This is a genomic window from Salinimicrobium tongyeongense, from assembly GCF_026109735.1.
GTDB classification, from domain to species: domain Bacteria; phylum Bacteroidota; class Bacteroidia; order Flavobacteriales; family Flavobacteriaceae; genus Salinimicrobium; species Salinimicrobium tongyeongense.
Map to the genome: position 1 here is coordinate 1421289 of NZ_CP069620.1, position 13883 is coordinate 1435171.

10 protein-coding genes are annotated in these 13883 nt (G+C 44.1%); 3 read left to right on the top strand and 7 right to left on the bottom strand.

Annotated elements, in window-relative coordinates; all coding sequences use genetic code 11:
- Window positions 1–111: 111 nt before the first annotated feature.
- The 3 genes from JRG66_RS06335 to JRG66_RS06345 all read left to right on the top strand — a co-directional run bounded on the left by JRG66_RS06335 (window position 112) and on the right by JRG66_RS06345 (window position 2176).
- Window positions 112–543, top strand: a complete 432-nt coding sequence (locus JRG66_RS06335; RefSeq protein WP_265165010.1) for a hypothetical protein — start codon at window positions 112–114, stop codon at window positions 541–543.
- Between the two features lie 117 nt (window positions 544–660).
- Window positions 661–1554 carry a hypothetical protein gene (locus JRG66_RS06340; RefSeq protein WP_265165012.1) on the top strand — a complete coding sequence of 298 codons (894 nt, stop codon included), beginning with the start codon at window positions 661–663 and terminating at the stop codon, window positions 1552–1554.
- Window positions 1544–2176: a hypothetical protein gene (locus JRG66_RS06345; RefSeq protein ID WP_265165014.1), complete on the top strand. Its 633-nt coding sequence runs from the start codon at window positions 1544–1546 to the stop codon at window positions 2174–2176. Before JRG66_RS06340 ends, JRG66_RS06345 begins: the two co-directional genes overlap by 11 nt.
- 91 nt (window positions 2177–2267) lie before the next feature.
- On the opposite strand, the gene mfd is transcribed toward JRG66_RS06345, so the two are convergent.
- The 7 genes from mfd to JRG66_RS06380 all read right to left on the bottom strand — a co-directional run bounded on the left by mfd (window position 2268) and on the right by JRG66_RS06380 (window position 13741).
- Window positions 2268–5630 carry a transcription-repair coupling factor gene (mfd, locus tag JRG66_RS06350; RefSeq protein ID WP_265165016.1) on the bottom strand — a complete coding sequence of 1121 codons (3363 nt, stop codon included), beginning with the start codon at window positions 5628–5630 and terminating at the stop codon, window positions 2268–2270.
- A 280-nt stretch (window positions 5631–5910) separates the two neighbouring features.
- Complete coding sequence (gene tnpA / locus JRG66_RS06355) at window positions 5911–6360, bottom strand: IS200/IS605 family transposase (protein WP_265165017.1); 450 nt, start codon at window positions 6358–6360, stop codon at window positions 5911–5913.
- A 453-nt stretch (window positions 6361–6813) separates the two neighbouring features.
- Window positions 6814–7452: a ligase-associated DNA damage response endonuclease PdeM gene (gene pdeM, locus JRG66_RS06360; RefSeq protein WP_265165018.1), complete on the bottom strand. Its 639-nt coding sequence runs from the start codon at window positions 7450–7452 to the stop codon at window positions 6814–6816.
- 8 nt (window positions 7453–7460) lie between these two features.
- Window positions 7461–9938, bottom strand: a complete 2478-nt coding sequence (locus JRG66_RS06365) for a ligase-associated DNA damage response DEXH box helicase (protein WP_265165019.1) — start codon at window positions 9936–9938, stop codon at window positions 7461–7463.
- 181 nt (window positions 9939–10119) lie between these two features.
- Window positions 10120–10524: an endonuclease domain-containing protein gene (locus JRG66_RS06370; RefSeq protein ID WP_265165020.1), complete on the bottom strand. Its 405-nt coding sequence runs from the start codon at window positions 10522–10524 to the stop codon at window positions 10120–10122.
- Window positions 10525–10727: 203 nt separating this feature from the next.
- On the bottom strand, window positions 10728–12317 hold the full coding sequence (locus JRG66_RS06375; RefSeq protein WP_265165021.1) for an ATP-dependent DNA ligase: 1590 nt from the start codon (window positions 12315–12317) through the stop codon (window positions 10728–10730).
- 89 nt (window positions 12318–12406) lie between these two features.
- A complete protein-coding gene (locus JRG66_RS06380; RefSeq protein WP_265165022.1) occupies window positions 12407–13741 on the bottom strand; it encodes a serine hydrolase domain-containing protein in 1335 nt (444 codons plus the stop codon).
- Window positions 13742–13883 lie beyond the last annotated feature (142 nt).

Genomic DNA, 13883 nt, shown 5'->3' on the forward strand with positions numbered 1-13883 from the left:
TGCCTAATTCAAAAAAAAATAAATTACCTCATCTATTGCATTTTTGTCGCAGCACGACACTGCTTCCCTACCTTAATTGCAGGTTGTTATTAATCTTCTAAAATAAAAATCATGAAGAAAATTTACCTGTTACTATTTTTAGTGATTTCATTCAGCTGTCAAAAAGAGGAGATGGTCTCTCCCGTAACACAAGAGCAGGATATTGTTGCTGCCATAAAGGCTGAATTTTCATTATCTGAATTCCCAGATGAATATATAAAGAATAACCTAAGAATTAATTGGAATGAATATTGGGTAAATGACAATGATGAATCTTTTTCATTTACTACCAGTCTCAATTCACAATTGAATGGTGATAATAAATCCTTATTTTATAAGTATCACTTAGTAGTATTTCAAATGGAAGGGAATTGGAAATTTAAATTAGCAAAATTTATTGCGGCAGATAAAAAAGAATTGAACAAAGCCACCCTTGAAAACATTGAAAATTTTACCGGCACCCATAGCCTATATGATTTAACAGGAAAAATTCTAGAAATCTAAGCTTTTGAAGATGGGGAAGTTGTATCTGAATTTTCTCAAGATTTCCTTTCAAAAATTCACCTCAAATATGCTCCTCCTATAGGACCTAGTGAGTGTGCAGGTTGTGGTTGGGTACTGATGCGCACCTATAGGATTAAAGATTGGTATCATACTGGTACAGACTCTAATGGGAACTTTTATTTTAATTATACGCACTCCAGTTACGAAGGCAGTACGTCGGAATGGGTATATGTCTATAATTCAGGAGGATATAACGAAGGTTATGGTGATTACGCGGGAGGAGATTCATACCATGAACATTATAACAACCCACCTCATGGACCTGCCATAAATAAAAATCCTCACGACTATGAACGGTTAGAGGAAGAGGATAAAATTGTGAATAACCTCCAGGGGCAAGATAGATGTGTATATAATAAATTAAAAGAATTAAATCTATTCAAAGAAACAATAGGTGTATTCGATAATAACGACGACTACATTTTAAATATTACTTATAGAGATTGCAAGCGTTCGGGGGCAGATGCATGTGCCGATGGTGGAGAAATAGGAAACGGAATTGTGACTATTAAAATTGAATCTGCAGGCCTAGGCACCTTGGATTTTGCTGCAACTTTACTACATGAAGGAATTCATGCTGAAATCTATAAATATGTTGAAGAACATAGAAACGGTATAGATCCATCTAATCGTACAAATTTGCTATATTATTATTTCCAATATAAAGCCAAAAATAGACTAGATTTAGTTACAACGGAAGCACAGCACCAATATATGGCGGACAACTTCGTAAAACCAATTGCAAGTGCCATTCAACAATTAGATGGCTTTAGGTATGACTTAGAACATTACATGGGCTTCGGTTGGGATGGTTTAAGAGAGTATGGTTATGATGGCTACTATGATAATGGGAAATGGATCAGCCTCAATAAGGATGAATCGTCAGATTATTATATAAAACAAAGAAATGTGCTTTTAACTACTAATTTCCCTGGAACTTGTGAAGAATAAATTCTTTATGTGGTACTTTATAATCTTTGGCTGCGTCACTTTCTTGGCGGCTTGTCAAGATTATTCAACTAAGAATGAAAATTTGGCGGAGCAGGAAATTATATCCGTGTTATATGATTCCTTGGCAAAAAAAATCCCCCCCCCACCGCCAAATCTTCACGGCTTGAACATAAAAGATTCTTTAAGAATTTTAAGTCAATACAATTCCATTAGAGATTCCTTGAAGTTTGAAAAACAGATAGTGGGTATAATCCCAACCATGCAACCCTTAGAATCTAAGTTGGACATTATGGATTTTAATTCTAGTAAGAGAGAATTAATTCACCGCCTCAATTCTTTGAAAGAGCAAAAACCTCTGAATATTGCAGAATTAAGAACATTAAGAAGCGATTCTGTCGTAGAATTTGGAGAACAGCATCTAAGAGAATTCTCAGCAGATTATTATCAGATAAATAAATTACTATCCTTTTCCAGAATCTCTTTTAATGAAGCAGGAAATGAAGCGGCTGTCATCGCCAGTGTAGGAACAAGTAGATTAGCCTCCTTTACAGCAATATATTTTTTTCGGAGGATTAGTGATAAATGGACTATTGTGGACTCTAAAGGCTTATCAATGTCCTAATTCCAGTGTACTATAATTGGAACACCACCTCTCAAAAATGCTATTTTTGAGAGGTATTATTTTTCCTGCATTAAATTTCCCCCTTCGGGGGCTAGGGGGCTTCAACCTCCGCCTTCACATCCAGCGGCTGTAGCACTTTCAATGCTCTATCGACAGTTGTCACCTTCTCAAATGTCAGCAACAACCTCAATCCACTGCGGGTTTTCTTTTCTTTCATGGTGCAGCTGTGCGAATGCGTTTGCACATATTGCAGCACTCTTGTAAAAGCTTTACTTTGATAGAAACGAGACTGCTGGTCGGCAATGAAATAGCCTATCAGCTTGCCCTGCTTCATTATTATTTTCTCGACTCCTATTTTTGAAGCGATCCATTTGATGCGGACGCTGTTCAGCAGATCTTCGGCCTGAGTTGGCAGTTCCCCAAACCGGTCTACCAGTTCGGCTTCAAATTTCTGAAGCTCTTCTTCCGTTTTCAGGTTGTTGAGCTGGGTGTAAAGATTCAGCCTTTCAGAAATGTTGTTGATATAATCATCGGGGAACAGCAATTCAAAATCGGTATCTATCTGCGTGTCCTTCACGTATTCCTTATCCTCTTTCTCCTGCTCCTGATATATGTCCCTGAATTCATTTTCCTTCAGCTCTTCAATGGCTTCGTTGAGGATCTTCTGGTAAGTATCAAAACCAATTTCGTTGATGAATCCGCTTTGTTCCCCTCCCAAAAGGTCACCTGCGCCACGAATTTCCAGATCTTTCATCGCAATATTGAAGCCGCTGCCCAGTTCACTGAATTGCTCCAAAGCGGTAATTCGTTTCCTGGCATCATCGGTCATGGCAGAATATGGTGGCGTGATGAAATAGCAGAATGCTTTTTTATTGCTTCGGCCTACCCTTCCGCGCATCTGGTGAAGATCAGACAATCCGAAGTTATTGGCGTTGTTAATAAAGATGGTGTTGGCATTCGGCACATCGAGTCCGCTTTCCACAATGGTGGTGGAAACGAGCACGTCAAATTCGCCATTCATGAACTTCAGCATAAGCTGCTCCAGCTTCTTCCCTTCCATTTGTCCATGTCCTATCCCTATCTTCGCATCAGGTACCAGTCTTTGGATCATCCCGGCGACTTCCTTGATGTTCTCTAAACGATTGTGAATAAAGAACACCTGTCCGCCCCGCTGAATTTCATAAGAAACCGCATCGCGAATATTCTCTTCAGAAAATCTTATCACATGCGACTCAATAGGATACCGGTTTGGCGGCGGAGTGGTAATGGTAGAAAGATCCCTCGCCGCCATCAAACTAAACTGCAATGTCCGTGGAATCGGCGTCGCAGTTAAGGTGAGCGTATCCACGTTTTCCTTGATGGTCTTCAGCTTATCTTTTACGGCCACCCCAAACTTCTGCTCTTCATCTACGATAAGCAGCCCGAGATCTTTAAACTTCACATTTTTATTCACCAGCTGATGGGTCCCAATCACAATATCAACTTTCCCGTTCTCCAGTTCTTCCAGGGTTGTCTTTCGCTCCTTCGCCGTTCTAAAGCGGTTCAGGTAATCTACGGTGACAGGAAAATCCTTCAGGCGTTCTGTAAATGTCTTGTAGTGTTGAAAAGCCAGAATGGTAGTAGGCACCAGTACTGCCACCTGTTTGCCGTTATCAACTGCCTTGAATGCGGCTCTAATCGCAACTTCGGTCTTTCCGAAGCCAACATCCCCGCACACCAGGCGGTCCATAGGCCGTTCGTTTTCCATATCGGCTTTAACATCGGCCGTGGCGGTACTCTGGTCGGGTGTATCTTCGTAGAGGAAGGAGGCTTCGAGTTCGTGCTGCAGGTAAGAATCTGGCCCGTAGGCAAAGCCTTTTTGCAGCCTGCGCTTGGCATACAGCTCGATTAGGTTAAAAGCAATATTCTTGACCCGTGCTTTAGTCTTTTGCTTCAGGTTTTTCCAGGCGTTGCTGCCCAGTTTATAGATCTTGGGCGGCTTCCCGTCCTTCCCGTTGTATTTTGATATCTTGTGCAGCGAGTGGATGCTTAGGTACAGCACGTCGCGTTCGCCGTAGATCAGCTTGATGGCCTCCTGCTTCTTCCCTTCCACGTCTATCTTTTGGAGTCCGCCGAATTTCCCGATTCCGTGGTCAATGTGCGTCACATAATCGCCGACTTCAAGATTGGTGAGCTCCTTCAGCGTGATCGCCTGTTTCTTGGCGTACCCATTTTTCAGGTGGAATTTGTGGTAGCGCTCAAAGATCTGGTGATCTGTGTAGCACACCATTTTTTGATCTTCAGCAACAAACCCCTGGTACATAGAAAGCACCACAGTCTTATATTTCACCTCCTGGTCAACATCATCAAAAATGTCATGAAACCGCTTGGCCTGCTGCTCGCTTACGCAAAAAATATAATTGGTAAAACCGTCTTCGCTGTTCTCCCTGAAATTCTGAATAAGCAGTTCAAAATTCTTGTTGAAGGATGGCTGGGGTTTGGTGTTGAACTCTATTGTTTCAGCAATATCTTCTGGTTGATGGGAGTTGGTCACCACCAGCGAATACTCCTGCATCTGCTCCTTCAAAAGTGCCGAATTACAGAACAATTCTTCGGGCTCATTGTGCTTTATTTCTTCGGAAAGATTTTTAAAAGCTTCTTCGGCTTTGCTGAAAAGCTTATCTATCTGGGAAAACAACAATTCCGGTTCCTGGCTGAAGATTAGCGTTTGATCTGAAATATACCTCAAAAAACTCTCCCGCACCTCCTGAAGCCTTTTGTGCTCCACATTCGGGATCACCGTGATCTTCTTCACCTGATCTGTAGACAACTGCGTCTCCACATCAAAGGTCCTGATGCTTTCTACCTCATCGCCAAAAAATTCTATCCTGTAAGGCTCGTCATTACTGAAAGAAAACACGTCGAGGATTCCTCCACGCACCGAAAACTCACCCGGCTCTGTAACAAAATCCACTCTTTTGAACTTGTATTCGAACATCACTTCGTTCACAAAGTCGATAGAGAGTTCGTCACCAACCTTGATCTTGAGTGTGTTCTTTTCCAGCTCTTTCCTGGTCACTACCTTCTCAAAAAGGGCATCTGGATAGGTAATTATCAGCGCAGGTTTTTTTCGGGAGTTGATCCTGTTAAGTACCTCTGCCCGAAGCAGCACGTTGGCATTATCGGTTTCTTCCAGCTGGTAAGGACGGCGGTAACTTCCAGGATAAAAAAGCACATTTTTGTCACCCAGCAACTGCTCGAGGTCATTCAGGTAGTAAGCAGCTTCTTCCTTGTCATTGAAAATGAGCAAAAAAGGCTTTTCAGCTTCTTCAAAAGCATTGGCAATAACAAAGGAAAGTGCAGAGCCTACGAGGCCTTTTAACTGCACCTGAGTTCGCGGCAGGGCAAGCGCTTTCCCCAGTTCAAGCTGTAGAGCCGACTGTGCAAAGCTTTGGGCAATAGAAGATTTACTCAAAAAATTTAATTTTTTGCAAAGATAAAGCTTAATGCGCAAAGGCTAAAGAGGGTGAAGTTTAAACAGAAGTTAAAAAAGGAAGGGATTGGTGAATTGGGGATTGGTGAATTGGAAGGTTTATTTGGGCTAAAGCCCTTGTTCTACAATTCCAATGATCCTCCGCCTGAAGGCGGAGGCAATTTAGAATTCAATCAATTAAAGAATTCATTTTATAATTGTGCTTCACATAAATTGCCACTGGCTTCAGCCAGTGGTTTAAAATCAAAATATAGTCAGGTCTTTAGCCCAATTTATCCTCCCCAAAATTTGTGAAATTATAATTCTTTATGAATTCATCATATTCCTCCTGAAATGATTTTTTTGTGTGATGCTCTTCCTGATTTTTAATATAATCTCTCACAACATTTAGTTTGGATTCCGAAACAGAAACAGCGAAATAATCATTCTGCCATTCAAATTTTTGGGTGGTTAAGTTATTTTTGTTGATCCAATGGGAAGATTCTCCTTTTATCAAATTAACCACCTTTTGAATGCTTTGATCTACTCCTAATGAAACAAGACAATGACAATGATCTGCATATCCATTGACAAAGTCTACAAAAATTCCTTTGAATCTTGCATTTTCAGCAATATGCCGCCAAACCTTTTTCCGAATTTCAGGAGAATTAAGAAATGGAACCCTGTTTTTGGTGCTCCAGACAAAATGAATGTAAACCTTTATGTGAGGCATAAAGTTGATCTAATTAGCTGAAGATGAATTTAATAAATTAATCTGAGACAAAAAATTGGGCTAAAGCCCTTATTTTATTCTTTTTATTCTTAATCCTCCGCCTAAAGGCGGAGGCTATTCATAATAAATTTCTCATTTTTGTTGGACCAAAGCTCTTTTTTCCCATTCCCAATCCTCTGCCTAAGGGCAGAGGCAATTCATAAAAACCTCCTTCTTTTAAATCAAAAGACTTTCATTTCCCATTAAATTGATCCCAAAGTTGGGCTAAAGCCCTGTCTTATTTTCAATCCAAATCCTCCGCCTAAAGGCGGAGGCAATTCATAGATTTTGATTTTCATGAATTGCCACTGGCTTTAGCCAGTGGTTTATAATTTATCCATCTCAGGGCTTAAGCCCAATTCCTTTGTCCACAGAAAAGGTCTTGGTTCTAGCCTCTAGGTTCTTGGCTCTTTTTCAATCATTCAAACAAATCACTTCCTCTTTCGTCACCACATACACCTCATCATCTCCCTGCGGAATGAGGATATATTTACCGGTGAACTCACCAAAAGCCGGCAATATCAATTGATCTTTGGATTTGAAGAAACAGGAGAGCTTCAGGCTTTGGCGGCCCAGGCCGTTGATCTTCACTCCCGGATGGATATGCCCCGAAAAGTTGAAAAATCCGGCTCTTTCTTCAGGATGATGGGTAAAAAGGAAGTTTTTAAGGACAATTTCAGGGGTAACTTTAACTCCCAGGGCTTCATATTTCAGCGGAGAAATGATGTCATGGTTCCCTTCCACAAGAATGACTTCCGCAGAAATATTTTTCCGCCATTTTTCAAATAACAGCCATTCTTTGTTGAGCGAGCTGTGAAAAAGATCTCCCAAAAATGCTATTTTTGAGGGTTCAAAAAAGGCAATTACCTCATTCATTTTCTGAAAATTCCCCTCAATGGCATTTTGGGGTACCGCACTGCCAAACTTTCGGAAATGCGACACCTTTCCCAGGTGCACATCACTAATCACCAGCAGGTCTTCCTCCTCCCAGAACATAGCCCCGGAAGGATGTAAAATGAAAGTCTGATTATTAAGAGTCAGTGTTTTTGTCATTTTTGAAGCTACAGGTCGCCCCATTGCGCCATCATTTTTTTGATTCGGTCCTCCAGTTTTTCTGAAGATAATTTTTCCCGCATCCTGTCGGTGATGATCGGGAAGGCGAAAGGTGTGGGTTTTTCGCATTGTTTCCAAACCAATTTCTGTTCCGAAATGCGTTCCATGGCCAATCTCAACCTGCCTTCTTCCAACTGATGCTCGAATGTTTCCCTAAACGCCTGCTGAAACAATAAATTGTCCGGCTCGTAATCCCTGAAAACACTAAACAACAGCTGCGAATTGGACTGCAAATGCTTTGTTTTGATCATCTTGTTAGGAAATCCCGTAAAGACCATACCGGCGATGACCGCAATGTCTCGGAATTTTCGACGGGCCATTTCGGTCGCGTTCAAACTCTTCTGAAGGTCATCCATCAGATATTCCGCAGAAAAAAGATCATTGTCAAACACCTGCTGCATGTTGATTTCCTGATCGGAAAGCAGCTCGAATCCGTAGTCATTGAAAGCCAGGGAAAAAGTAATGGGCGACAGCAGACTTATCCTGTAAGCCAGTAAACTTGCCATGGCTTCGTGTACGAACCGGCCCTCAAAAGGGTAAAAAATTGCGTGGTAGCCTTCCCGGGTTTTAAAAGTCTCAATGAGGAATTCATCTTTCTTTGGTATTATGGATTCCCGCTTTTGCCTTTGAAAAATGTTATGCATCGCCTCAAGCTCAGTAGAAGTCTCTGCTGAAGAAGCTTCTTCAATTTCTGAAGCAACAAACATTTCCTCCCGCAGCAGCTCACTCATTTGTGCCGAAAAGCTCATCCTGCCTCCTGCCCAGCTGGGGAAACGTGAATTCTTCACCTTCGACTTCTTCACGATCACCTGCATGTTTTTGATCTGGAACAGCTCCAGGTTCTTTCCGGCAAAAGTAAAGACATCCCCGGGATTAAGTTTAGAAATGAACCACTCCTCAATAGTACCAATATATCCTCCGCCCAAATATTTCACCGCCAAAACCGCATCGCTCACGATTGTTCCTATCTGCAGCCGGTGGCGCATGGCAATGGCTCTGTTATTGACTTTAAAAAGTCCGTCTTCTTCAATTTCTACTTTTTTGTATTCGTCATAAGCCTGCAGCGTCTGACTCCCCTGGGTGATGAAATTCAGCAGCCATTCCCACTGTGCTTCGGAAAGCGCCTGGTAACAGAAGGTGGATTTTACTTCCGGCCAGATATCCTTCGGAAAGAACCCGTCGGAAACGGCTAAAGTGGTGAGATACTGCACCAGAACATCAAAAGAATTCAGGTATGGAATCCGGTCTTCAACCACCGTATGTTTCACTGCTTTTTGTAAGGCTGAAGCTTCAATGAGCTCCATCGCGTGGGTGGGCAAAAAGTAGATCAGGCTCTCTTCGCCCGGCCGGTGCCCGCTTCGCCCCGCCCGTTGCAGGAATCGGGCCACTCCTTTTGGTCCGCCAATTTGAATAATAGTTTCAACCGGCGCAAAATCCACACCCAGGTCGAGGCTGGAAGTTGCTACCACTGCCTTTAGCTGCTCATCCCTTATCGCCTGCTCTACCCAAAGGCGCGTCTCCTTGTTGATACTTCCGTGATGCATGGCCAGTTCCCCGGCAAACTCAGGATATTTCTGAAGTATCCGTTGAAACCAGATCTCGCACTGCGATCGGGTATTGGTGAAAAGCAAGGTTGTTCTTGACTTCCTGATGATAGGCACCACCTCATCAATGAGGTGCAAACCAAGATGTCCCCGCCACGGAAAAGTCTCCATCTTCTCCGGAATGATCGATTTTACCGTGATCTTCTTCTGAATATCTGCCCTTATCAAAACCGAATTCTCAAAAGCCTCAGATCCCGGTCCCAGCAACACTTCCCTTGCCTCCTGAAGGTTTCCAATAGTAGCCGATATGCCCCATATCTTCATTTTTGGAGAGACAGTTTTTAATCTTGAAAGCGCGAGTTCAATCTGTACTCCGCGTTTAGTACCCAGCAGCTCGTGCCACTCGTCAATTACGATGGCATTTAGGTCTTTAAAGGTCTTTTCATAGCCTTTGGAGGAAAGTAGCAGCTGCAGACTCTCGGGTGTGGTGATTAGCAGGTCGGGCATTTGCTTCTTCTGGGCCACACGTAGCTTTTGGGAAGTATCACCGGTACGGATGCCTACTGTGAGTCCGCTGCCAATATCCTGCGCAAATCTATTTGCCGCCTGCTCGATCTCTACCGACAATGCCCGCAGCGGCGTGATCCAGATAGCTTTTAGTCCGGGTTTGTGCTTGGTCTTATAATCGGGATTTTGCCTTATGTAATCTAAAACAATAGGAATCCACAGCGCATAGGTTTTTCCACTTCCGGTGGGTGCGTTGAGGAGTCCGTGCTTAGCATCCAGAAAGGCGTTCCAGGATTCTTTTTGAAAGGCAAAAGATTTCCAGGACTGCGTTTTGAACCAGTCGTTGGCGAGTCTTATGAGTTCTCTCTTGTTCATATCATAATTCTGCTCCGGTTGGACCCTTCCGTCTCCGCCTTGCGGCGGATCCACCTTCCCTTGACAAGGGAAGGAGCTATTTGTACTACTATTTAAAAATTCTACTTCACTTTTTAATTTTTCAAACCCACATTCTTCCAAAGGAACAGCAAAGCTGTTCCCAAAAGCTCCCCTCCTTTTTTCAAGGAGGGGTGGATCCGCGGGAGCGGAGACGGGATGGTCCGTCGCTCTTAAAATGCCTCTTAATTTCCTCTAACACCCACTCCAGATTCTCGAACACGCTCCTGTTCTCAAACCGTATTACCTTCAACCCCATCTCTTCGAGCTTTTTGGTCCTTACTGCATCTTTTTCCTCATTTGTTGGATTCATATGATATTGCCCGTCAAGTTCCACGACCAGCCTCTCTTTTGCACAGTAGAAGTCAACTATAAAATTCAGCACGCTGTGCTGCCTTCTGAATTTCCTCCCCTCCAGTTTCTTTTGCTGCAGGTGTGTCCACAGGTAAGCTTCGGCTGAAGTTCCGTTCCCGCGGAGTTTCTTGCGGTAGGGCTCGAGGGATTTTTTGTTGTGGATTCTGCGTTTCATTTTGATTGTTATTTTTCAAACGAGAAGCAGCCGTGTGACCCTTCCGTCTCCGCCTTGCGGCGGATCCACCTTCCCTTAGCAAGGGAAGGAGCTTTTGGGCTGCACCTTTGGTGCAGCTGTACAATACAAAAAGCTCCCCTCCTTTTTTCAAGGAGGGGTGGCTCCGCGGAAGCGGAGACGGGGTGGTCCGTCGCAGCACAATCTCACTTCGGGATCAACTGCTTCAATTCTTCTATTGTATTTGCTTCTTCGATCTTCTTGTCCTGCCTCCACCTCAATATTCTGGGGAACCTTGTTGCCACCCCGCTTTTATGTCGACTGGATTCGGCGATACCTTCGAATGCGATTTCGAAAACCAGCTCAGGTTTTACGGAGCGAACCGGGCCGAAACGTTCCAGCGTGTTTCTCTTTATCCAGGCATCTACCTGGCGGAATTCTGCATCTGTAAGTCCGGAGTAGGCTTTGGCAAAGGTCACCAGCTCATCACCCTGCCACAGGGCGAAAGTGTAGTCGGTAAAGAGATTGGAGCGGCGGCCGTGGCCGCGCATGGCGTAGGTGAGTACGGCATCTACGGTCAATGGCTCCACTTTCCATTTCCACCAGTCGCCTTTTTTTCTGCCAACAAGATAGGGCGAATCCCAGCGTTTCAGCATCAAACCTTCGCTCTTCACCTCTCTTGCCCTTTCCCTTTCGGCAGTTGCCTCTTCCCATTTGTTAAAGGAAATTGTTTTTGAAAGGTGAAAAGGAGAATCTGCTGTTTCGGCGATTGAATGCAGTTGCTCCAGGATCTTTCTGCGTTCCAAAAATGGCAAATTCCTGATGTCTTTTCCCTCCCACTCCAACAGGTCGTAAGCCTTCAGGATCACCGGCGTCTTTTTCAGCAGGGCTTTGGAAACAGTTTTACGGCCAATGCGGGTTTGCAGGTCGTTGAAGGTACCAATATCACCTTCCGGAAAAGGCAAAATTTCGCCATCTATCACCGTTCCGTCGGGAATGATCCTCAAAAATGCCGAAAACTCAGGGTATTTATCAGTCACCAGTTCTTCTCCCCTGCTCCATACATAGATCTCCCTATTTCTTATCACCACCTGCGATCGTATTCCGTCCCATTTGTGCTCTGCACTCCAATCGGATGGATCACCAAGATCTTCGGGCGCACCTTCAATGGCATAGGCCAGATAAAACGGATAGGGTTTGGAAAGAAAATCCTCCTCATTCTCCTCTAAAATGAGCTTTTGAAAGGAAATTTTCTGAGGATCCCAATCTCCCATCAGTTTATACGCCAGCACATCTTCATCTATTTCCGTAGCTTTGGAAAGGGCACGGGTCATCAACTTCTGACTTACGCCAATCCTGAAACTTCCGGTAATGAGTTTAGTGAAGACGAAACGCTCGTAATAATTCAGGGCCGCCCAGTTCTCGTGCAGGTAAGCTTTCTTTTCAGTTTCGGTTTTACTCTTTAAAGCAATGACTTCCTCCAGGTACTGGGTCAGGCTTTTCTCGCTTGATTCTTCGGCAGGGGGAATGACCAAAGCAATGGTTTCAGCCAAATCCCCAACGATGTGATAAGATTCTTCAAACAGCCAGAGAGGGATATTTGCCAGCTCTGCGGCAAAGTTACGCAGCAAAGTGGTATTCACGGGTCGCGGCGGACGGCGGTGCGAGAGAATGGCGATTGCCCACACCTTATCTTTGTTAGGCACACGCTGAAAATAGCGCGTCAATGCCGCCACCTTCACATTGGTTTTGTTGGTGCTGTCAAGTTCCCTTATGAGTGCTGCAAATTCCTCCACGCGAGTTAATTATTTAATGCCATTACGCTGATTACTCAATATTTTTTAATAATTAAAACCTACTGAAGCCTTCTATAAGAGCCTACACCTCATTCCACGGCCTCAAGAATTTGTTTCAGAAAGACGTTCAGGTCAAATTCGGGATGTTCTGCAAGGCCAAAGCGCACCACCACAAGATCGCGTGACGGAATGATGAACACGTGCTGCCCCTGAAAACCGTTTGCCGAAAACAGGTCTTTTGGTACATCAGGATAGATTTTGCCTGCATTTAGCCAGAAATGGCCGCCGTAAAGGCCATCAGAACCCGCAACAGGCCGAGTGGTGTAATCTATCCATTCCTGAGACAGAATTTGCTCAGCATTCCAGTTTCCATTGTTGAGGTACAGCAAGCCAAATTTCGCCCAATCGCGCGCATTTGCCCACGAATAAGACGATCCCACATAATGGCCAGCCATATCGGTCTCCAGAGTCATGGAATACATTCCTATCTTGTCGATAAGCTGAGCATACCAAAAATCGAAGTATTCCTGGTGGGAATTAAACTGGTTTCGGATATATGCCGAAAGCAAATTTGTAGTTCCCGAAGAGTAATTCCAGATGCTGCCGGGCTGCCCCAGCAACTCCTTATGCAGCTGCACTTCGCTCATGTCGTCGGCCAGAAAGAGCATTTTGGTCACATCCGAAATTTTCGTGTAATCTTCCTCCCATTTGAGTCCGCTGCTCATGTGCAGCAGGTGGTTGAGCGTGATTTTGGCCCGCTCGTCGGCTGCCCATTCAGGAAAAAGCACATCATCACTTAAGGAAATCCTGCCCTGCCTGGCCAGCACGCCTAAAACGGCACTGGTAATACTTTTGGTCATAGACCAGCCCAGGAATTTTGTGCCTTCATCAAATCCCGGGGCATATTTTTCTGCTAAAAGCCTGTCTTTGTACAAGACCACCACCGCCCGGGTTTTATTCTCCCCAAAAAAGGCATTTTCGAGAGCCAGTTCCAGCTGCTGGTAATTAACTTCAGGAAACACAGTATCTACAGGCTCTGCGTTGCCATAAGGATAAGCGAGGCTGGAAAAGGGCTGTTGTCGCCGGGGTTTTGCTTCCGGCAGGTCATCGCGGCCCGCATCTTCGGGCAGCAGCACGCATCCAAGGCCGGGGTTGTACATGGCAGTGCGCTTTTTCAGCCCAAAAACCCTTGATGAAGCTGACCTGGCTTCAGGATTGATCTCGTATTCGGCTAAATTTACGGGGCTAAAATCATTGTCCTGAGAAACCACGCTCTGCGCAGTTCTACCGGCCTCATAGACACAGGAACACATATTTTTAGCGGCAAATCCCGTAATAAGGTTAAGCCGCGGGTAATATATATACGCCACAACTCCAAAGCCGAGAAAAAACAGCACAAGAATAACCGGAAAGATCTTTTTCATAAGGTGTATTGGGATCTTAAATATAAAAGTAAAATCCCTTACCTCCCAAAAATGGCATTTCTGACCGCTGTTTTTTTCTGAATTTATGCGGAAGAGTATTTAGTTTCTGCTGAAATTTCCTACAGAATTTCTAATCGTAAAA

Bases quoted from the DNA above. Each gene is read 5' to 3' on its own strand.
- JRG66_RS06340 (WP_265165012.1), top strand. From the start codon at position 661: ATGCGCACCTATAGGATTAAAGATTGGTATCATACTGGTACAGACTCT.
- pdeM (WP_265165018.1), bottom strand. From the start codon at position 7,452: ATGACAAAAACACTGACTCTTAATAATCAGACTTTCATTTTACATCCT.
- JRG66_RS06370 (WP_265165020.1), bottom strand. From the start codon at position 10,524: ATGAAACGCAGAATCCACAACAAAAAATCCCTCGAGCCCTACCGCAAG.
- JRG66_RS06365 (WP_265165019.1), bottom strand. From the start codon at position 9,938: ATGAACAAGAGAGAACTCATAAGACTCGCCAACGACTGGTTCAAAACG.
- tnpA (WP_265165017.1), bottom strand. From the start codon at position 6,360: ATGCCTCACATAAAGGTTTACATTCATTTTGTCTGGAGCACCAAAAAC.
- JRG66_RS06335 (WP_265165010.1), top strand. From the start codon at position 112: ATGAAGAAAATTTACCTGTTACTATTTTTAGTGATTTCATTCAGCTGT.
- JRG66_RS06380 (WP_265165022.1), bottom strand. From the start codon at position 13,741: ATGAAAAAGATCTTTCCGGTTATTCTTGTGCTGTTTTTTCTCGGCTTT.